Source organism: Hylemonella sp. W303a (assembly GCF_046452315.1).
Lineage (GTDB): Bacteria > Pseudomonadota > Gammaproteobacteria > Burkholderiales > Burkholderiaceae_C > Hylemonella.
Map to the genome: position 1 here is coordinate 54360 of NZ_JBKFDG010000003.1, position 18960 is coordinate 73319.

14 protein-coding genes are annotated in these 18960 nt (G+C 64.8%); 6 read left to right on the forward strand and 8 right to left on the reverse strand.

Going from position 1 to position 18960, the window contains the following annotated elements; translation table 11 throughout:
- Positions 1 to 28: 28 nt before the first annotated feature.
- The 3 genes from mdoH to ACLBKS_RS06490 form a co-directional block, all read right to left on the reverse strand.
- Positions 29 to 2137: a glucans biosynthesis glucosyltransferase MdoH gene (gene mdoH, locus ACLBKS_RS06480; protein ID WP_410191983.1), complete on the reverse strand. Its 2109-nt coding sequence runs from the start codon at positions 2135 to 2137 to the stop codon at positions 29 to 31.
- A gap of 176 nt (positions 2138 to 2313) precedes the next feature.
- On the reverse strand, positions 2314 to 3792 hold the full coding sequence (locus ACLBKS_RS06485) for a sigma 54-interacting transcriptional regulator (protein ID WP_410191984.1): 1479 nt from the start codon (positions 3790 to 3792) through the stop codon (positions 2314 to 2316).
- Positions 3789 to 4448, reverse strand: a complete 660-nt coding sequence (locus tag ACLBKS_RS06490) for a hypothetical protein (RefSeq protein ID WP_410191985.1) — start codon at positions 4446 to 4448, stop codon at positions 3789 to 3791. Before ACLBKS_RS06490 ends, ACLBKS_RS06485 begins: the two co-directional genes overlap by 4 nt.
- 663 nt (positions 4449 to 5111) lie before the next feature.
- Between ACLBKS_RS06490 and ACLBKS_RS06495 the strand changes: the two genes are divergently transcribed.
- The 6 genes from ACLBKS_RS06495 to ACLBKS_RS06520 are packed head-to-tail and all read left to right on the forward strand — an operon-like array spanning position 5112 to position 12904.
- Complete coding sequence (locus ACLBKS_RS06495; RefSeq protein ID WP_410191986.1) at positions 5112 to 6707, forward strand: SUMF1/EgtB/PvdO family nonheme iron enzyme; 1596 nt, start codon at positions 5112 to 5114, stop codon at positions 6705 to 6707.
- A complete protein-coding gene (locus tag ACLBKS_RS06500; RefSeq protein WP_410191987.1) occupies positions 6704 to 8176 on the forward strand; it encodes a hypothetical protein in 1473 nt (490 codons plus the stop codon). Before ACLBKS_RS06495 ends, ACLBKS_RS06500 begins: the two co-directional genes overlap by 4 nt.
- 1 nt (position 8177) lies before the next feature.
- Positions 8178 to 9773 (forward strand): ABC transporter substrate-binding protein, encoded by a 1596-nt coding sequence (locus ACLBKS_RS06505; RefSeq protein ID WP_410191988.1) that lies wholly within the window; start codon positions 8178 to 8180, stop codon positions 9771 to 9773.
- Positions 9770 to 10654 carry an ABC transporter permease subunit gene (locus ACLBKS_RS06510; protein ID WP_410191989.1) on the forward strand — a complete coding sequence of 295 codons (885 nt, stop codon included), beginning with the start codon at positions 9770 to 9772 and terminating at the stop codon, positions 10652 to 10654. The genes ACLBKS_RS06505 and ACLBKS_RS06510 overlap by 4 nt, the downstream gene beginning before the upstream one ends.
- A complete protein-coding gene (locus ACLBKS_RS06515) occupies positions 10638 to 11444 on the forward strand; it encodes a hypothetical protein (RefSeq protein ID WP_410191990.1) in 807 nt (268 codons plus the stop codon). The genes ACLBKS_RS06510 and ACLBKS_RS06515 overlap by 17 nt, the downstream gene beginning before the upstream one ends.
- A complete protein-coding gene (locus ACLBKS_RS06520) occupies positions 11441 to 12904 on the forward strand; it encodes an ATP-binding cassette domain-containing protein (RefSeq protein ID WP_410191991.1) in 1464 nt (487 codons plus the stop codon). The genes ACLBKS_RS06515 and ACLBKS_RS06520 overlap by 4 nt, the downstream gene beginning before the upstream one ends.
- Positions 12905 to 13155: 251 nt before the next feature.
- Here the strand turns inward: ACLBKS_RS06520 and ACLBKS_RS06525 are convergent, their stop codons facing one another.
- From ACLBKS_RS06525 to pgl, 5 genes are all read right to left on the reverse strand, one after another.
- Positions 13156 to 13938, reverse strand: a complete 783-nt coding sequence (locus tag ACLBKS_RS06525; protein ID WP_410191992.1) for a hypothetical protein — start codon at positions 13936 to 13938, stop codon at positions 13156 to 13158.
- Positions 13939 to 14002: 64 nt separating this feature from the next.
- Positions 14003 to 15655 (reverse strand): ATP-binding protein, encoded by a 1653-nt coding sequence (locus ACLBKS_RS06530; protein WP_410191993.1) that lies wholly within the window; start codon positions 15653 to 15655, stop codon positions 14003 to 14005.
- A 32-nt stretch (positions 15656 to 15687) separates the two neighbouring features.
- Entirely contained in the window at positions 15688 to 16335 is a 648-nt protein-coding gene (locus ACLBKS_RS06535) for a bifunctional 4-hydroxy-2-oxoglutarate aldolase/2-dehydro-3-deoxy-phosphogluconate aldolase (protein WP_410191994.1), read from the reverse strand.
- 32 nt (positions 16336 to 16367) lie between these two features.
- Positions 16368 to 18224 (reverse strand): phosphogluconate dehydratase, encoded by a 1857-nt coding sequence (gene edd / locus ACLBKS_RS06540; protein WP_410191995.1) that lies wholly within the window; start codon positions 18222 to 18224, stop codon positions 16368 to 16370.
- Between the two features lie 64 nt (positions 18225 to 18288).
- Positions 18289 to 18960, reverse strand: coding sequence for a 6-phosphogluconolactonase (gene pgl / locus ACLBKS_RS06545; RefSeq protein WP_410191996.1), 672 nt, complete (start codon positions 18958 to 18960; stop codon positions 18289 to 18291).

Consider the following 18960-nt stretch of genomic DNA (forward strand, 5'->3'; position numbering starts at 1 on the left):
AGCACGCCAGGCTAGGAAGAGAAGATCATTAGCTTCCCGCATGCCGCCAAGCGCGGCGCAACACGGCATGAGGCCACGCCTCTTGCGGGATCAGCAGCCATTGTCTCGCGCGCAATGCCGAACCCAGGCCGGGCTGGCTGCTGAGCACCGTCAGCGGCGCGGCCAGCAGCAGCGGAAGGCCCACGGGCAGCAGGATGAGCAGCAGCGACCACAGCGGATAACCGATGTCCGCAGCGTTCCAGGACTCAAAGGCCGCCACACCGCCCACCAGCAGCAAAAGTGCCAAGCTCGCCGGCGCAAATTGGCGCAGAGCGTGCGCCCACGGCACGGCGGCGGCTTCGCGCGGCGGGGATTTCCACTCCAGCTTCCAGCCGGTGAGCGCGATCAGCACGAATAGGCTGTGAGCGATCATGCGGATGGGTGCCTGCAGCAGGGCCAGCAGCGCTTCCAGCAAGGCACTTTGCAGCAGCTTGCGCGTGCCACCGTGGAAATGCTGTTCACGCTTGAGCAGCACCGCAGTCAAACCCAAGAGGCGTGGCACGAAGAGCAGGCACAAGGTCCAAGCCCAGAGCCAGCCCAGATCGCTGTTCAGCGTTCCCGTGCCAATCCACGCGGAGCCCAGACCCGCGTGGCCCGCACCGTTGAACCACAGCACGCCGCCCAGGGTGAGGAAGGCGAGCCACAGCGGCGCGGAAATGTAGGAGAGGGCCCCCGTCACGAACATGGCGCGGTGGACGGGGTGCATGCCGGGCTCGGCCATCAGCCGGGCGTTTTGCAGATTGCCTTGGCACCAGCGGCGGTCGCGCTGCAGCTCGGCCAGCAGGTCCGGCGGCTGCTGCTCGTAGCTGCCGCCCACATCCGAGACCAGCCAGACCTCCCAGCCCGCGCGGCGCATCAGCGCGGCTTCGACGAAGTCGTGCGAGAGGATGGGACCGCTCAGGCCGCCCTGGCCCTCGATGGGCGCCAGTCCGCAATGCCGCATGAAGGGCTCGACGCGGATGATGGCGTTGTGTCCCCAGTAGTGCGACTCGCCCAGTTGCCAGAACTGCATGCCCAGGGTGAAGAGACGCCCCGTGACGCGGCTGGCGAACTGCTGCGCACGCGCGTGCAGCGTGACGTGCCCCACGGCCTGGGTGGCGGTCTGGATGATGCCCGCCTGCGGATTGGCCTCCATCAGCTTGACCAGGGTGGCGAGCGCGTCGCCGCTCATCACGCTGTCGGCGTCGAGCACGACCATATAGCGGTAGTCCCGTCCCCAGCGGCGGCAAAAATCCGCCACGTTGCCCGCTTTCCGGTGCGTCCGACGGCGGCGCGCGCGGTAGTAGACCTCGACCTGCGGCAGACCGGCCTGGGCGTGGCTGGCGGCCAGCGTCGCGCGCAGCTCTTCCCAGGCCGTGCGCTCTGCAGCCAGCACCTCAGGGCGACTGCTGTCGGACAGCACGAACACATCGAATTGTCCGGCCGCGAAGCCTTGGGCACGTGCCGTCGCGGACAGCGACTCGCAGGTGGCCCGCAAGCCTGCGAAGACCGTGGACACGTCTTCATGGCAAATCGGCATGATGACCGCGGTCCGTGCTTCGAGGTTCATGCGGTGCTGCCGCACGGCCCGGCCCGAGAGCGCATGGCGGTCGCCGCGCAGCAGGACCCAGGCCCCCATCAGCGCCGTCACGAAGCCGGAGGTCACCCAGGCCGACAGCAGCGCGTACAGCGCAATTTGGGCGATTTGCATCCAGCCAGCCAGGGCGGTCGGCGCCAAGGGCTGGGCATGCATGAACAGGGCCGCGGTGCCGGCGGTGGAGGCCGCGATCAGCAGCATGAAGACGCGGCGGCGTTGGTGACCGGCGCGTTGTCGCGCGGCATTCGAGGCCTGCGCCGCTCCTAGGGGCTGCGCTGAAGGTGACCAAGGCGTCAGCAGGCGCCGCAGGGTTGCGCTCAGGCCCAGGCCCACGCCTCGCCAGAAGCCCACCCAGGGTTGGGTAGGCATGCTGCCGCGATGCAGGGGCGGGGCGGTGGCGGCGTCGTGCGTGCTGTCGCAGGTGGACGACAGACCCGCTTGTGTTGAGCCGGTGCCAGCCGCAGAGGCGGGGCCACCGCCGTCTGAAGAGCGGGTGGAGAGACGGGAAGAGAGTGCAGGCATGCCCTGATCAGGGCAAATGCCGTGCCACCCCAAAAATTTCTTTTTAAATCAACGGCTTGTGATGGTTTTTCAGAGCGAGCGGTAAAGTTTCGTGAAAAAGTTCCGCTAACCCCTTGTTTTTGTCGCTGCGTGGCGACAAAGGCCCGACGGCCTCAACGCCATACGGTAAAAACTCCTTATTCATCAAGCACTTGGCCATGTCGTTCTGGGGCGACAGATGAATTCGATGACGGGGGCGAACTGGTTCCTGGGACATTGGTCTCGCCGCCCGTCTTGAAGCGACCTGGGGTCAGTCCGTGCTTTTGCAGCAGACGGTAGAACTCGGTGCGGTTGCGGTCCGCCAGGCGCGCAGCGTCCGCCACATGACCATCGGTCAGCTTCAGGAGATTGACCAAGTAGTCGCGTTCGAAGCGCTGTTTTGCTTCGGCATAGCTGAGTACCTCGACCGAGGGGGTGCGCAGCGCGCGCTGCACCAAGGTCAGGGGCACCAAGGGCGTGGTGGCCAAGGCGCAGACCTGTTCCACCACGTTGTGCAGTTGGCGCACATTTCCTGGCCAGGGCGCGGTGGCCAGGGCCTTGAGTGCCTCGGGCGCGAAGCCCGCCAGCTTGCGCCCTTTTTCCTCATTGCCGTATTTGCCTGCGAGCTTGCGTAGAAAGTGATTGGCCAGCAGCGGAATGTCCTCGCGCCGCTCCGCCAAGGTGGGTAGGTGCAGCGTGACGACATTCAGGCGGTAATACAAATCTTCGCGGAAATGGCCAGCGGCGAGCGCGGCATCCAGATCACGGTGGGTGGCGCTCACGATGCGCACATCCACCGGGATGGATTGCGCCGCACCCAGCGGGCGCACCGCGCGTTCTTGCAGCACGCGCAGCAACTTGACTTGCAAGGCCAGTGGCATGTCTCCGATTTCGTCCAGCAGCAAAGTGCCGCCGTCCGCCGCCTGGAAAAGCCCTTTGTGGTTGGTGTGCGCGTCTGTGAAGGCACCCTTGACGTGACCAAACAGCTCGCTTTCCAACAGGTTTTCCGGAATGGCGCCGCAGTTCACTGCGACAAACGGCTTTTTCGCGCGCGCGCTGGCGTTGTGGATGGCGCGTGCCAGCAGTTCCTTGCCCGTTCCGCTGTCGCCACGCAGCAGCACGCTGGCGTCGCTGCGTGCCACCATGCGCGTTTCGGCCAGCAGTTCGGCCATGCGGGCGGAGCGGCTGACGATGTCGGCGCGCCAAGGTTCGTTCGCGGCTGTGCTGGCCGCGGCGGCGGTGTCCGAGGCGTGGGCGCTGTGCAGCGCGAGGGCCTGTGCGATCTTGTCGAGCAGCTCCTTGCCATCGAAGGGCTTGGTCAGGTAGGTGTAGACACCGCGCGACGTGGCTTCCACCGCGTCTGGAATGGAGCCATGCGCGGTGAGCAGAATGACCGGCAGCATGGGGTGTTGACCGTGGATTTCATCGAACAAGGCCAGTCCGTCCTTGCCTGGCAGTCGCACGTCCGACAGCACCAGTTGAGGACGTTCCAGCGCGAGCTGGGTCAGCGCAGTTTCCGCCGAGGCGGCCGTGAGCACGCGGTAGCCCGCGGCCTCCAGCCGCAAGGTGAGCAGGCGCAACATGTCCGCATCGTCGTCGACGACGAGCAAGGTGGTGGAGACTGGACTGGCGCTCATGGCGTGGAACCCGCTTTGTCCGGGTCGGTGTGGGGGGAGGGCGGGTTCGCAGGCCCGGGCCCGATCGGAGCCTTGGAGGAAGGCAGGGGCGTCGCCTGAGGCAGGCTGTCCTCAACGGCGCGCATCGCGGCGATCTGGCCGTTCAACTGCTCGATGCGTTGCTGCCGTTCACGCAGAAGTTGTGCCTGTTGATCGTTGAATTCTTGCAGGCGTTGTTGCTCTGCGCGCAGTGACGCGAGCCGCAGCGCAAGCCGCTGAGCAAACGCAAGTTGTTGCTCGTGCAGCGCGCTGTGGCCGTCTTGGCTTGCCATGGCTTGGAGGCGTTCGATTTCAGCGTCCAGCGCGTCGGGCGACAAGGCGCACAGCGCCTCGGCGTAGGCGAGCGCCTCGGCGGCGGTGCCCAGATCTTTTGGGCGTGTTGGCACAGGCGTGGCGTTTGGGATGGGAGCCGTGTCCGTGACCGGCTGCCGATCCAGAAAAGGCAAATCCACCGACAGCGACCAGCTCGATGGCGGCCAGAGCTGGGCCGCGCAACCGGCCAATTGACTTAGCCCGACTGCGATGACGCCAACTGTCAGCAGACGCGCGCACTGACGCATCCGCAAGTTCGGGCGCAGTGAGTGAAACGGTCGAGACGGAAGGTGAGCGAAAGTCATGGAAAAGAGGGCCTGCGCATTAGGGCAACCGCTGCACGTAGCCTAGCGAGGGAACCGTTCCCGCTCGGTGGGGTTCCTTGCGACGTTGGTGGAGACCGACTTGGGCAGCGCCCGCTGCAAACTTTTGGAATTGTCCACTCGTTCTTACCGCGACATCAGCGGGGGCCGGTGAATCTCCCTTCGATCTGTTCAATGCGGCAGTGCATGAGGCGAACTCGCCCAGTTTCGGCGGAGCTTCATCTGAAAATGCGTTCACACGCCAATCAAGGTCGATGCTTAGTCCATCGCGGCTTGCGCGAACAGCGAGAGGAAGAGCTGCAGTCACGGCCACGACGGCGATTGGCGTTTCAGGTACATATCGCTTTCCTTGCGCTGTCACGTGGTTGAAGATGCGGCCTCTGTGGTCATCGTCCACCCCAATGGGTATGCGGGGGTATGCGGGTGCGCAATGTCACCAATGGTTACCAATAGGGGCTGGGGCAGCGTTCGATGTCACACTCCGGACTGCGCCACGGTGCCCGTCAAGCCGGGATTTCGGATTCAAAGTCCGCAAAGTTTGAAACAAAGCGCAAAAACGCGGCTGACCGGCCTGAAAGCAGGACGGTCTGCCCTAGGATATTGCCAATTGGGGGAATCCGGCCGACGGAGACCCGGAAAGGACGAATGAAGAAGCACATATACACGCTGGCGACCTGTTGGATAGTGGCGTTTTCGACGGTGTCGCACGCAGCCAGTACCGACTTTGTCGCCACCCATAGGGAGGCCGGTTACTACTACGGGTTCGGCTCGGGTGCCTCCGAGGCCGAGGCTCAGGCGACGGCCTTCGATGATCTGGTTTACAACTTGCTCACCGAAAGCGGCGCCATCAAAAGAGAGAAGAAGAACAAGGTCGTTCTGACCGCTGAGATGAAGGCTGCGGTGGCCGCGGTGGCGACCCGTCCTTACACCGCGGACAAGAAGGGCAACCTCTTCCAGGCCTCCTACCGTGTGTCGAGCGCCGACTGGGCCAAGGCCGAAGCCGCTCGGACGTCCAAGCTGGCTGCCGACCTGGGTCCCAAGTTCGACGCAGTCGTTAAGGGCAAGGGTGCCTTGGGAGACCGTCTCTCTCAAGTCGTCCAGATCGACGCTGGCCTTTATCGCGCGGGCGTCGCCTTGACGCTGCGCACTGGCGACGCCTCGTCCCCGCTCCTCTCGCAAACCATCGAGACCTGGGCTGCCGCGCAACTGGCAGGCTCCAAGGTCAGTCTGAACCCCAAGGATGGCTTGGTTCAAGGTGGGGCTCCCTTCGTCGTTACCGTCACCGCCAAGGATGGCGTTCCCGTGGTCGGATTGCCTTTGAGTGTGGTCTGGTCCGCGGCCGACGCCAAGGCTCCCGCCCAGAGCGTCGTCACCGATGCCAAGGGAACGGCGGCCTTTGCTTATCCCAGCGGCGACGCCTTTAAGAACACGCGGGCCGTGCTAACGATCACCGGCGACTTTTCCCGCAAGGCGCCAGAAGTGGCGTTCCTGGCGTCCCTCGACGCTGGCTTGAAAACCGAGGCGTCCTACCGCAACGCCGAGGAACTGGCCCAAGTTGCCGACAGTCTGGCCAGCGTGGCCGCAGGCACCTACACGGTCGGCAAGGTCGATCATGATCGCCGCGCCAGTGGCAACGAGAAGCCACGGACCGTCACCGTCGCCGCCTTCGCCATCGCCAAGAGTCCAGTGACCAACAGCCAGTTCCGCTCCTACCTCGACGCCGCCAACGTGCCCCAAAGTGAGTGGCCCGAGTACCTCGACTCGGACAACTTCAACGGCGCCGACCAGCCCGTCGTGGGTGTCAGTTACGAGCAGGCGGTTCGCTACACCGCTTGGTTGTCGACCGCCACCGGCCAGAAGTTCCGTCTGCCGACCGAAGACGAGTACGAAATCGCCGCTCGGGCCGGTCAAAGTTCGATCTTCCCTTGGGGCGATCAGGCGCCCACCGATGGAGTCCGGGCCAACTACTCGAACAACAAGAAGTTCAGCCACCCCTCGCCGGCGGGTTCCTTCCCCAATGGCAAGAATCCCCTGGGTCTGAACGACATGGTCGGCAACGTGTGGCAGTGGACTTCAACGTCCCCCGACGCCAACATGAGCGCCGATCCTTCCTACAAAATCGTCAAGGGCGGATCCTGGATGGACGGCCCCAATGATCTCCGTATTTCCAACCGCCGTGCTGTCGACCCGAGTCAGGGCGCTAGCGACATCGGATTCCGCGTGGTCCGGGAGGCCCAATGAAAAAACTGAAAGTCGTGATCCTGGCCGTTCTGGCCCTCGCCCTGGCCTCGTGCGCAGGCATCAAGTTTTCGATGATGAAGGACGACGAGCTGATAGCTGGCGGCGTGAAGGAGTGGAATGCCGGCAACTTTGAAGCTGCCCGGGGCTACTGGTCCAACATCCAGGCGGCCAATGTCAAGAGCCAATGGATGGGCTACCTGGACCAAAAGACCGAGCTCGATAAGACCGTCGACGCCGCCGCCGCCTTGCCGGTGACCGCGGAGCCCCCTCTGGTGGCTGGCTGGAATAACGCCGTCAAGGTTGCCAGCGGCTTCCCCTCTGAACTCAAGTTGCCCGCCGACATCAAGACCCAGCTCGCCCCCGTGGCCAAGGCCGTGGTCCGCTTGCGGCTCAACGCCAATCGGATCGCGAACGCCAGGGAGTTCATGAAGAGTTCCAGCGACTTCTTGGGCGACGCCGTCGATTACGCCCCCGAGAACAAGGAGTTGGCTGCCATCGCGGACTTCCGGGCCAGGGAAAAAGGTCCTGATGATCTCTTGACTGCTGCCCGTGGCAAAGACGCCCTCGACGACAAGATCGCTGGCTACGAAGCAGCCATCGCCGAGTACGGCAAGGTCGAGGCCGACATGGCAGACATTCAGAAAGTCGGCAACTATCCTGCAGGGTCCATCATCGCTTTGGCGTCGGACCGCACACGCCGCAAAAAGGTCGACGCCCGCAACGAGATGGAGCGGACCCTGCGCAACCACGCCTACTCGTTCAAAGATCGAATCGGCGAGGAGTTCGCCCGCCAGCCCGACCCGGATAAGGTCGGCAACATGACCCTCGACGACATGCTGGCGTTCAACCAGCAGACCAAGGCCAACATCGACAGCCTGCAGGCCGATGTCGTGGCCTTCGCCGCCAAGTACCCCAGGGTGATCGACAAGGACATGCTCAAGGACGTCGAGACCCAGAAGCAGGAGCTGCTGGCTCGCATTGCCGTGGTCACCGCCGAAATCGAGAAGGCCAAGAAGGACGCGGCCATCGCCGCCGAGATCGCTAGCCGCGGCAAGGCCGTGCAACCCATGCTCATCGGCATGTTCAACCCCGTTCCTGGTGCCAAGGGCCCGGACCAGAAGAGCCGCCCCGCCAAGTTCCGTGGAGTGGTCAAGAATTCGCCCGAGTACTGGTGGGGCATGGTGGAGATTCCCAAGGGCGTCCTGAACGACCTGGTCATCACCGTCGACGACAGCCGCCCTGTCCGTGTGTTCAACGAGAACACCAAGTCGGGTAAAGAGATCGACTCCAAGAAGCTCAAGGATCTGGTGAACCGCCAGTACAAGGTGGGCAATTCCTGGCCGGTCATCAATGCCGGAACCCAGCTGACCTCGGGGAAATACTTCTTCGAGTTGGGCAAGGCCAACGATGACGGCAAGTATTCCGGCGACGCAGTCGTCTACAGTTCCTTTGTGGTGAGGATGCGCTGAAATGGCTCAGAAAAAGAATGCGATCATCGTCGGGGCCATCGCAGCCCTGGTTTTGGCGGCTACCGCCGCCGTGTTCATGTTCTGGCAACGGGAGCCCGAGGGTCTCGTGGTCGGCATCTCGAACCTTCCTGACTCCCTGAACCCTGTGCTGGAGCAGAACCTGCAGGGCATGAACGCCAATGAACTGGTGTTCGATGGCTTGGCCAATTTCGAGGTCGACGCCGCCTCGGGCAAGCTCAATGCCGAGCTGGCGCTGGCCGACTCGATCAGCCAGGATCCGGTCACCAAGACCACGTACACGGCGGTGCTCAAGGACGTGAAGTGGCACGACGGTACTCCCGTCACCGCCGCCGACGTTGCGTACTCCTTTGCCGCTTACATGGCGCCCGAGAACAAGTCGCCCAAGCGGGACTACCTGAACTCCTTCATTTCGTCGGTGAAGGCGCAGGACCCCAAGACCGTCATCATCGAGTTCCGCAAGCCCATTCCCGAGTTCCGGGCCATTCCGGTGTTGACCTTCAAGATCATCCCCGAGAATTACAAGGGCACCAAACTCTCGACCAATCTCCGTTCTGGTGAGAAGGAGCGGGCCTTCGCGACCGCGCCCGTGGGCACCGGTCCCTTCGTCTTCGAAACCTGGGAAATCGGGAAATGGGTGACCTTCAAGGCCAACCCGAGCTATCTGCGTCACCCCCCGGCCACGTCGACCCTGGTCCTGCGCAGGGTGCTTGACCCCGTGATCCGTCTGAACGAGTTCCGTGAGGCCCGTATCAACCTGATCCTCGAGACTTCGCCGGCCGACCGGCCCATGGTCGAGAAGATGGGCGGCGTCCAGTTCAGCTCCTTCATGCCTTACGCCTTCTATCAGGTCGCGATCAACAGCAAGAATCCTACCTTTGCCTCCGCCACGGCGCGCTACGCTCTGTCGTCTGCCGTGGACCGCAAGGCCCTGGTTCCCGGGGTCACCGACCGCGATGACCTGGCCATCGTCAATGACGGCGCTTTCCCATCCGATCTGTTCAGCCGAAACTTCGCTGAATACAACGTGCCTCCTTTCGGGGCCAACCATCCCTACGACGCCGCCGCTGCGGCCTCTCTGGCCGAGAAGTCGGGTCTCAAGGGCAAGACCGCCGTGCTGCTGTTCCCCGACTCTCTGGGGGATCTCGGGCAGAAGATGGCCGACAGCCTGGTGGCTCAGTACGCCAAGATCGGCCTGACCGTCGAGGCCAAGCGCACCGGCGATCAGGTCTTCAATCGCCTGGTCTTTGCCGAGAAGAAGTACGACTTGGCCTTGGTCTACGCCGAGGGCTTCGACAATCTCTACTCCGACATGGGCAAGTGGCTCCGGAGCAATGGGCCTTTGAACGTGACCGGTGTCGCTGACCCGAGCCTCGATGCCCTGTTCCAGACCTGGGACAACACCGTGGTCGCGACCGACTGGATCAAGGTCACGCGTGACCTGCAGACCAAGATCGGAACGCTGCAACCCTCGGTGCCTCTGGTCAGCCTCAAGAAGGACGTCTATTCCCGGGCCATCAAGAACATCGTGATCGCCTCGGACAATCCCTTCCTCTCGGTTGAGGCTTGGGCCCAATGAGGTTCCTGCGCTTTCTGGCCCTTGAGCTGGGGCTGCGCGGGGTGGTCTTCACCTTGGTCGGAACCCTGGCCTTGGTGGGTCTCTACCTCGCGTCCATCGGCGCCCCGGCGGAGCAGTACATGAAGACCCTTGGGGCCTTCTGGTCCATGGTCACTCTGAATCCTGATTTCTCTCTCGAAACGGCGGGGTTCAGCGCCGGGGAGATCATCAGTTCAGGGGCTGCCATCACGTTCCCCTTGGCCTTGGTCTCGCTGCTGTTCCTGGTGGTCATTGCCTTGGTGGGCGCCTCCGCATCGGCCTCGTCAACCTACCTGCGCACCGTCCAGGGCGGCAGCAAGTCTGGGGGATTCGGCGCCGTGGGGGGCTTGCTGGCGTCGATCTTGTCGGCAGTTCCGCTCTTCGTTGGGTTCTGGCTGCTCTACGGCGCTTCCGGCATGAGTCCTTCCCCCATGCTGATTGCGTTGGTGGTGGTGGCCCTCGGCGGTCTGGGCTGGGACGCCACCCGCTTCTTGACCCTCGACATGAAGCGGCAGATCGACACCACCCACACCCTGGTGTTCAGCACCCTGGGCCCGGCGGTCGGTAGAGCGCTGCCGCTGCCTGGAACGGTCACGGGTTACCTCTTGAACTCTGCGGCTCCCCGCTTCATCCCCTACGTCGCGGGCAAAGTCCCGGCCATCATCGGCGGCGTCACGATCGCCGAGATGGTCTTCAACTTTCCCGGCCTGGGGAGCACCTTGTTGGACGCGCTGGTCAACATGCACACCGACACCCTGATCGCCGCGGTCTTCGTGCTGCTCGCCGTCAACGCCTTGGTCACCTTCTTGGTCAAGTCTGCCCTCTTCGTCCTGTATCCGCGGTGGTATGAAAAAGCTCTTTGAGATTCTGAGCGTCGCCGCCGTGGTGGCGATGCTGACCCCTTTCCTGTTCGCCTGGGTTCCCGGGGCGGGAGAGTGGACCGTCGGTCTGCCGACGGCCTATTGGCACAGCTTGGTGACCAGTTTCCGACAGCTGTCCATCACCTTGGCCATCACCGTGCTGGTGGCGGGCGTCGTCACCGTGGCCCTGGGCTATTGCTCCATCCTGTGGCCAGTGGTGGGTAAGACCACCGCCGCGGTGCTCGACGCCGTCGAGTCGATCCCCTCCATTTTGGTGGCCCTGTTCTGCTACGCGCCCGTCGCGGTGGCTCTGGCCAGCAATTCGGCGTCGACCTCGACCATTTTGTCGCTGAGTGTCTTCATCTTCGCCGCCACTCTGACGACCCTCCCTGAGGCGGTCCGTGGTGTGGCGCTCCCTCTGGGTGAGCTCTACCACCGCAAGTACTCCGTGTCGCTGCGGGCCTACGGGTTTCCCAAGGGGCGAATCTTGGCGGTCCTCTTGAACTCGAAGGACATGCGTGACGTGCTGCGCCGCACGGCTGCCGGCATTTTGCTCAAGACCTTGGTTCTCGACTGTTCGTTCAGCTTCATCATCCAGGTGGGCATGGGCGCCAACGGTACCCCGGCCCACACCAGTCCAGGAGGCCTCATCGCCGCCTGGCGCATGGTCTTGCTGCGCAACACCGACGGATCGCAGGCGCTCTTCTGGATCCCGGTCATCCTGTTGGTCATGGTCAGCCTCGCATTCCTGCTCCTGCTGGGACAGGACAAGGAAAAGGAGGCCCACGCATGAGCGCTTCTCCCATCCTCGTCAACAATTTCAAGGTCCACCTGAAGGACAGGCTCTTGTTCGACATCGAGCGTTTCGAGCCCGTGCCTGGGACCTCGACGGTGATCACAGGCACCACTGGCTCAGGTAAATCGGTCTTCCTCAAGACTTTGGCGGGGCTGCTCTACGGGCCTTTTGCCATGGCTGGGGGCATGAAGCTCCACGGCATCGACGCCTACGTCGGTGGCAAGAAGACCCCCCTCGAAACCTGGCGGAGCATCCTCCACATTGGGCTGACCTTCGTCCCCGCCGAGACAGCCCAGGCCATGAACCCGGCTCTGTCGCTGGAGCAGAACCTCAAGATCATCTGCCCTGAGGCGCGAGAACTGGTCGAACGTCGATTGAAGGAGTACTTCAACCTCGACTTCACCCGCTACGCCAAACAGTATCCCGACGAAGTCTCTGGCGGTGAGCTGCAACGCATTACCCTGATGATCTTGCTGTCGCGCAAGGCCGACGTGGTGCTGCTGGATGAGCCCACCGTCAACCTCGACCGGCAACTGCGCAAGCGCTTCATCACCTTCCTCAACGACGAGATTCTGGGTAAGGGCAAGACCATCCTCATGGCCAGCCACGACCTCGATTTCGTTCGGGCCCTGCGCCTCGACGTGATCCTGCGCCTCGAGAAACAGAAGCTCATCACGCTCGACAAGCTTCCCGAGGATGTCGTGATCGTCAAAGAGAAAGACGATGGCGTTGGCGCCGCGGGCCTCGACCTGAGGGATGTCAGCCAGCACTACATGGTTCGGGGTGTCTTCGGTGACCGCCCCAGCTGGGCCTACAAGCACCTGAACGTCACCTTCCGCCGGTCCCACATCTACGGCGTCACCGGGCCCTCGGGCTGCGGCAAGACGAGCATGATCAAGGGCATCCTCCGGCTCTTGGACGGCACCAGCGGGACCATCGACCTCGGTGGTCACGATCTGGTGGCCTTGAAGCCCCACGAGCGCGGCGGCGACCCCGAAGCCTTCAAGCCGTATCGGCGCAAGATCGCCATCGTTCAGCAGGATTCCCGCTTCTCGTTCTTTCCGGACTTGAAGGTGAGGGACTCCCTCAAGGAGATTGGCAAGGTCTACGGCAATCCGGCCCTGTATGCCGAGGATCGGGTGCTGGCGCTGATGGACAAGATCCAGTTGCGTCGCGTGCTCTTGGACAACCTGCCTCGCTCGCTCAGTTCCGGCGAGATGAAGCGCATGGACATTGTCCGCGCCTTGGCCGCCGAGCCTGACGTGATCTTGCTGGACGAGCCCTTCGCCCACATCGACTTCGAGACCCGAGCCCTGGTCATGAAGGCGATCGCTGAGTACCTGAAGGAAAAGGCGGCTATCCTCATCGTGGTCACGCATGAGGACTTCGACCTGCAGTACTTCATCCAGACGGATTACGACTTCTTGAGCCTGGTCGACAACGATCGCCCGGTCTAGCCGAACTCTGCTCCTAAGGAGTCTTCCACGCCGCGCAACCGCGCGGCGTTTTTGATTTCAAGTGCCGTTCGCGTGGCGACGGATCTTTGCTTTCGCCCTTGTCGCGCGCCTAGATTGGCGCCGTTGGCACCCCGTTCGCGCCCTACGCCCTGCTTGCGTTTGAGAAACGAGTGTGAACAGGCCCTGGGTGATTCACCTCAAGCCGATGTGGCGCACGGTGCAATCAAAGATCGGACTCCAGGGGTCGTGTATCAGGGTTCGGGTGTCGTGCGCCCATCGTCGCCCAATTTGGCCTCTGCTCCTTCGCCACGGGTGGAAGGTTCAGCGGCACTGGGCGAGAGAGGTTTGGCCACTGTGGGCGTGGAGGGAACGGGGAAACTCGTGGCGCCGCCCCTGGGCGTCGCGGCACCCGCTGGTTTCGTCGCCGCTGCATGCGGGACAGTACCGCCCGCCGCCTGGGGCAGGCTGTACTCGACGGCGCGCATCGCCGCGATCTGCCCGTTCAACTGCTCGATGCGGCGCTGGCGCTCGCGCAGTGTTTGGGCTTGCCGCTCATTGGCCTCTTGCAGGCGTTGCTGCTCAGTGTAGAGCCGGGCAAGTTGTTCCGCGAACGCCAATTGCTGTGCTCGAAGCGGGGCCTGCCCGTCTTGCACAGGGACGCGCCGCAACCTTTCAATTTCCGCTTCCAGCTCGGCGGGTGGCAGCGCGCACAGGGCATGGGCATAGTCCAAGGCATCGGCAACGTTGACGGGGTCTTTGAGCGGTGTCGTTATCGCCGAGGCCACCACCGCCGCGGATGATGACGCAGGGGCGACAGTTGGGGCGGGCGGGGGCTCAGGGGTATGCACCCAGGGCAGATCCACGGTGACTGACCATTGTGTCGGGGGCCATAGTTGGGCCGCGCAGCCAGCCAGTTGGAGCAGGTACAGACCGGCGACCAGCGCCACGGCCTGTCGTGCCAGTAAAACCAAGGCACCTCGCAAGCGCCCTGAGTCGCGGCGTGCCTCGTCACGCGGGCTGTGCGACGTTGTCATCGAGAACGCGTCGTGGAACGGGGCGTCTGATGAGGCCCAGGCGGTCCATCGCTTGGCTGGCATGTCACACCGAGCTTTCAAAAGGCAACTCGATGCGGAAGTGGGCTCCCCGTGGCGGAGCGCCGATCGCAGGAGCACCCGCCCCGTCGGGCTCGTCGTCACCCAGCAAGGTGATGCGCCCGCCATGGGCTTCGATGTATTCCCGCACGATGGACAGACCGATGCCGCTGCCATGCAGGGCATGGGGCGCTTGCAATTCAGGTTGACGCTGACCCCGGTAGAACGGTTCGAAGATGCGCGCCCGATCAGCTTCGGCAACGCCAGGACCTTGGTCGCCGATGTCCAGCACAACCCAGCCTGGCTGGAGATGCAAGTTGAATTCGATCACCCCCCCAGGGGGCGAGAAACGGATGGCGTTGGACAGCAGGTTGGCAAGGGCGATGCCCATCTTCTCCTCGTCGAGTTGCAAGGTGGGCAAGGCGGGCAAGTTCGGCAAGGTGCTCGCACTGGGTCGCGGTGAGTCCAAAGACGCTCCAGGTTCGCCCACGCGCACCTTCACCGCGAGATTGCGGCCGCGCCATTGCAGGCGCTGGGCTTCGATCTGCGCGTTGACCAGCGCCTGCAGGTCCACCGGACGGCGCTTGAGCTGCCGGGCCTCAAAAGCCGCTGCGTTGAACCGCAACAGGGCCTCAATGCGTTGCTGCAGCGTCTGCGCGTTCTGGTGCAGGATGCGCGCCACCTCCTGCTGGCGCTCGTTGAGCGGCCCCGTCACACCGTCTTCCAGCAGCGCCACGCCCTCGCGCAGCGCGGCCAGCGGTGTCTTGAGTTCGTGCGACACATGGCGCAGGAAGCGCGCCTTGTCGGCGTCGAGTTCCATCAGGCGCAGGCGCAGCCAGTCCAGTTGCAAGCCCAACTGGCGCACGTCGCTGGGGCCACGGATCGCAATCGGATGGTCGAGCCGGTTCTCCCCCAGCCCGACGATCGCTTTTTCGATCTGCCGCAAGGGGCGCGCCAGCCACAGGCCCAGCCCCACGGCCAAGGCCAGCGTGAGTCCGACAGCGACGCTGACCAGTCCGCCCAAGTTGCGCTGGCTGCGCGCCAGCCGTTCGCGCAGGGCCTCGCTGTTTTTCGTGATGAGCTGCTGCACCCGCTGCCCCAATTGCTGGGTCAGCAAATCCATGTCACGGAAAGCACGCGCCACCGCGCGTTCACGGGTCAAAGCCTGACGCAGCGCTTGGGCCCGGCCGGCGGGTGTGTCCTTGGCCGAGCCGCCCTGTGCCATCAGCGCGCGAATGCGGTCGTGCTGCGCACGCCATTGCTCCGCGGCGGCGTTCAATTGCTCAAAGGCGGAGTCGGTCGCGCGACGTTGCGTCTCGTCGTCCGACGCGCGAGACTGCGCGGCGTCGTTCAGCAGCAGCGCCAGGGTGTCAGAAGCGGCCCGGGACTCTTCGGCGTGGCGCAGGCGCAGTGGTTCGTCATTGAGGATCAGGGATTGCCGCGCCGCGCGCTCCATCGCGGTCGTGTGCGCGGCCAGCGTCTGGGTGGCGGCGTTCAGGCGCAGCGCCCGAGAAGCGCCTTCGCCGTGCTCGTTCATCAGCCGACCCAGCGTGAAGACCGCGCTGATCGCCGCGCCGCCCAGCAACAGGGCGATGAGGATGAAGGCCGCCAGCAGCCAATGGCGGAAGGCGGCCAGGCGCAGAAGAGCGGCGAGCTGCATGGCGCTGCGTGGCGGCGAGGGCTGGCTTGGTTTCAGGCGCCAGCCTGGATAGCCAGGTGCTGAGCCTGCGTGCTCGCCTCACGCGCCAGCCGTGTGACGGTGGCCCAATCGCCGCGTGTCAACACGTCGGCCGGCGTGAGCCAGGACCCGCCGACCAGAGCCACGTTGGGCTGTTGCAAGAAGGCCTGCAGGTTCTCCGGGCTGACGCCGCCGGTGGGGCAGAAACGCATGTCGGGCAGCGGGCCCGCCAGGGCCTTGAGCATGCTGAGGCCACCGGCCTGCGCCGCGGGAAAGAGCTTGACCAGGCCATAGCCTGCGTCGCGCGCCGTCATCACCTCGCCGGGTGTCATCACGCCCGGAACAAAGGGCAGTTGCGCGGCCTGCACGGCCTCCAGCAAGGCGGGCGTCATGCCGGGCGAAAGGGCGAAACGCGCGCCCGCGTCCTTGACCCGTTGCGCTTCCTCCGGGCGAGTCAAGGTGCCCGCGCCCACGCAGAGTCCGGGCGCATGGCGAGCGGCAGCCTCGATGGCGGCCAGCGCGGCCGGATGGCGCAAGGTGATCTCGATCACGTCGATGCCGCCCTCCAGCAGGGCGTCGGCCAGGGGCGCGGCCTGTTTGGGGTCGGTGATGACGACCACGGGAACGATGCGGGAGCGGAAGGAGGGCAGAGGCAGGGTCATGGTGGGGCGAGACGATAACAAAACTCAGGGACTCAGCCCAGCAAGGGCGACGCGCCAGCTTCGGCGCGTGCCGCGTGCTGGCGGAAGAGGGCGAACAGATCGCGGCCCACGCCGCTGTGCTGCGCGGACAGATCCGGCGTTTGCACCGGGCGCGCGGCCAGCTCTTGCTCGGGCACCTCCAGCAGCAGGCGACCGGCTTCGCAGTCGAGGTCGATCATGTCCCCGTTGCGCACGCGGGCGATCATGCCGCCGTCCAGCGCCTCGGGGCTGAGGTGGATGGCCGCTGGCACCTTGCCGGAGGCCCCCGACATCCGGCCATCCGTCACCAGGGCCACTTTGTAGCCCTTGTCCTGCAGCGTCCCCAGGGCGGGCGTGAGTTTGTGCAACTCGGGCATGCCGTTGGCGCGCGGGCCTTGGTAACGCACCACGGCCACGAAGTCGCGTTCCAGTTGGCCTTGCTTGAACAGCTCCTGCAGCTCTTGCTGGCTGTCCACCACGACGGCGGGCGCGCGCACGTGGCGGTGCTGCGGCTTGACGGCCGAGGTCTTGACCACGGCGCGCCCCAGATTGCCTTTCAACAGCTTGAGGCCACCGTCAGCGCTGAAGGGATCGGCCACGCCACGCAGCACGTCGGTATTGCCCGACGTGGTGGGCACGGGCCGCCAGGCCAGGGCCGCGTAGGGGCCACTGCCGTCCTGCCAGGGCTCCTGGGTGTAGGCCTGCAGACCGGAGCCCATCACGGTGCGCACATCCGGGTGCAGCAGGCCCGCGGACAGCAGCTCGCGGATCAGGAAGCCCATGCCGCCCGCCGCCTGGAAGTGGTTCACATCGGCCGTGCCATTGGGGTAGATGCGCGTGAGCAGTGGCACGCTGGCCGACAGCTCGGCGAAATCGTCCCAGTCGATCAGCACGCCCGCCGCTCGCGCCATGGCCACGAGGTGCAGGGTGTGGTTGGTCGAACCGCCGGTGGCCAGCAGCCCCACGATGGCGTTGACGATGGTTTTCTCGCTCACCACTTCGGCCATGGTCCCGCCGTTGACCCCCTCGCCGGAAGCGGCGGCCTGGGCCAGCGCCACCGCGCGCTGCACCGCCGCGCGCGTGAGCAGCGGGCGCAGCGTGGTCTGCGGGTTCACGAAAGACGCCCCCGGCAGATGCAGGCCCATGATCTCCATCAGCATTTGGTTGGAGTTGGCCGTGCCATAGAACGTGCAGGTGCCCGGGCCGTGGTAGGCCGCTTCCTCGGCCTTGAGCAGCTCATCGCGGCTGACCTTGCCTTGCGCGTAGAGCTGGCGTACCTTGGCTTTTTCGTCGTTGGGCAGGCCCGAGCTCATGGGGCCCGAGGGGATGAAAACCACGGGCAACTGTCCGAATTGCAGTGCGCCCATCACCAGACCGGGCACGATCTTGTCGCAGATGCCCAGGCACAGCGCCGCGTCGAACACATTGTGCGAGAGCGACACCGCCGTGGCCAGGGCGATCACGTCCCGCGAGAACAGCGACAACTCCATGCCCTCGTAACCCTGGGTCACGCCGTCGCACATGGCGGGCACGCCGCCGGCCACCTGGGCCGTGGCGCCTGCGGCGCGCGCGGCGGCGCGGATCTGCTCGGGGTAGTTCTCATAGGGTTGATGGGCCGACAGCATGTCGTTGTAGGCGGTGACGATGCCCAGGTTGGGCGCGCGCGCGGCGCGCAGGGTCAGCTTGTCGTTGACCGGCATCGCGGCCCATGCATGGGCCGCGTTGGCGCAGCCCATGCCTTCGCGGTAGGGGCCGGGCTTGCGCGAGCGCGCCACCATGGCCAGGTAGGCAGCGCGGGTCTCGCGGCTGCGCTCGACGATGCGCTCGGTGACGGTCTTGAGCGTGGGGTGCAGGGGGGTGTGGGCGTTCATGGTTCGTCTCTCTGTTCTGGGCTTCGAAATAGCTCGTTCTGTTTGGACGTTCAGTCTGTGTGGCTCAATCGGCGTGCCAGACCGCGACCGGTGCGCTCGCGTGGCGCAGCACCAGGGCGATGGGCAGCAAGCTGTCCGGCGCGCCGGCTGATGCCACGCGTGCGTGTTCAAGCGCACGCTGGTACACCGCCCACTTGGCCGGTCCTGCGATGGACAGCACAGTGTGGCGGCTGTTCAGCAGCCCCGCCAGGTTCAGAGTCAGGCGCGGGTGAGGGGCTTGCGTGGGCGTCAACGCCACCACGCTGGGCGAGGCGTCGGGCCGCAGCGCCTCGGCCACGCCGGGCGCGTCGGGGAACAGCGAGGCCGTATGGCCATCTTCGCCCATGCCAAGCACGGTCACGTCGGCCATACGCTGCGCATCGGCCACGTGGGTTTCGTCCAGCCGCAGCAGGCGCGTGGCCGCGGCGGGGCCTTGCAGCAAGTGGCTGCGCAGCAGGGTTTCGTTGCGTTCGGCATGGCCGTCCGGCAGCCGCCGCTCGTCCACCAGCTGCACGGCCACCTGGGCCCAGTCCAGCGGCTGGATGCGCAATTGTTCAAAGAACGCGACCGGCGAACGGCCGCCGGACACACGCAGCAGGGCGTGGCCGCGCGCGGCCAGTGCGGACCGCAGCCGCGCGGCGATGTCGAGCGCGAGCGCTTCGGCGGTTGCGTGGGGATGTTCCACGGGCAGATGCAT

Bases quoted from the DNA above. Each gene is read 5' to 3' on its own strand.
- mdoH (WP_410191983.1), bottom strand. From the start codon at position 2,137: ATGCCTGCACTCTCTTCCCGTCTCTCCACCCGCTCTTCAGACGGCGGT.
- ACLBKS_RS06485 (WP_410191984.1), bottom strand. From the start codon at position 3,792: ATGAGCGCCAGTCCAGTCTCCACCACCTTGCTCGTCGTCGACGACGAT.
- ACLBKS_RS06490 (WP_410191985.1), bottom strand. From the start codon at position 4,448: ATGACTTTCGCTCACCTTCCGTCTCGACCGTTTCACTCACTGCGCCCG.
- ACLBKS_RS06495 (WP_410191986.1), top strand. From the start codon at position 5,112: ATGAAGAAGCACATATACACGCTGGCGACCTGTTGGATAGTGGCGTTT.
- ACLBKS_RS06500 (WP_410191987.1), top strand. From the start codon at position 6,704: ATGAAAAAACTGAAAGTCGTGATCCTGGCCGTTCTGGCCCTCGCCCTG.
- ACLBKS_RS06505 (WP_410191988.1), top strand. From the start codon at position 8,178: ATGGCTCAGAAAAAGAATGCGATCATCGTCGGGGCCATCGCAGCCCTG.
- ACLBKS_RS06510 (WP_410191989.1), top strand. From the start codon at position 9,770: ATGAGGTTCCTGCGCTTTCTGGCCCTTGAGCTGGGGCTGCGCGGGGTG.
- ACLBKS_RS06515 (WP_410191990.1), top strand. From the start codon at position 10,638: ATGAAAAAGCTCTTTGAGATTCTGAGCGTCGCCGCCGTGGTGGCGATG.
- ACLBKS_RS06520 (WP_410191991.1), top strand. From the start codon at position 11,441: ATGAGCGCTTCTCCCATCCTCGTCAACAATTTCAAGGTCCACCTGAAG.
- ACLBKS_RS06525 (WP_410191992.1), bottom strand. From the start codon at position 13,938: ATGACAACGTCGCACAGCCCGCGTGACGAGGCACGCCGCGACTCAGGG.
- ACLBKS_RS06530 (WP_410191993.1), bottom strand. From the start codon at position 15,655: ATGCAGCTCGCCGCTCTTCTGCGCCTGGCCGCCTTCCGCCATTGGCTG.
- ACLBKS_RS06535 (WP_410191994.1), bottom strand. From the start codon at position 16,335: ATGACCCTGCCTCTGCCCTCCTTCCGCTCCCGCATCGTTCCCGTGGTC.
- edd (WP_410191995.1), bottom strand. From the start codon at position 18,224: ATGAACGCCCACACCCCCCTGCACCCCACGCTCAAGACCGTCACCGAG.
- pgl (WP_410191996.1), bottom strand. From the start codon at position 18,960: ATGCATCTGCCCGTGGAACATCCCCACGCAACCGCCGAAGCGCTCGCG.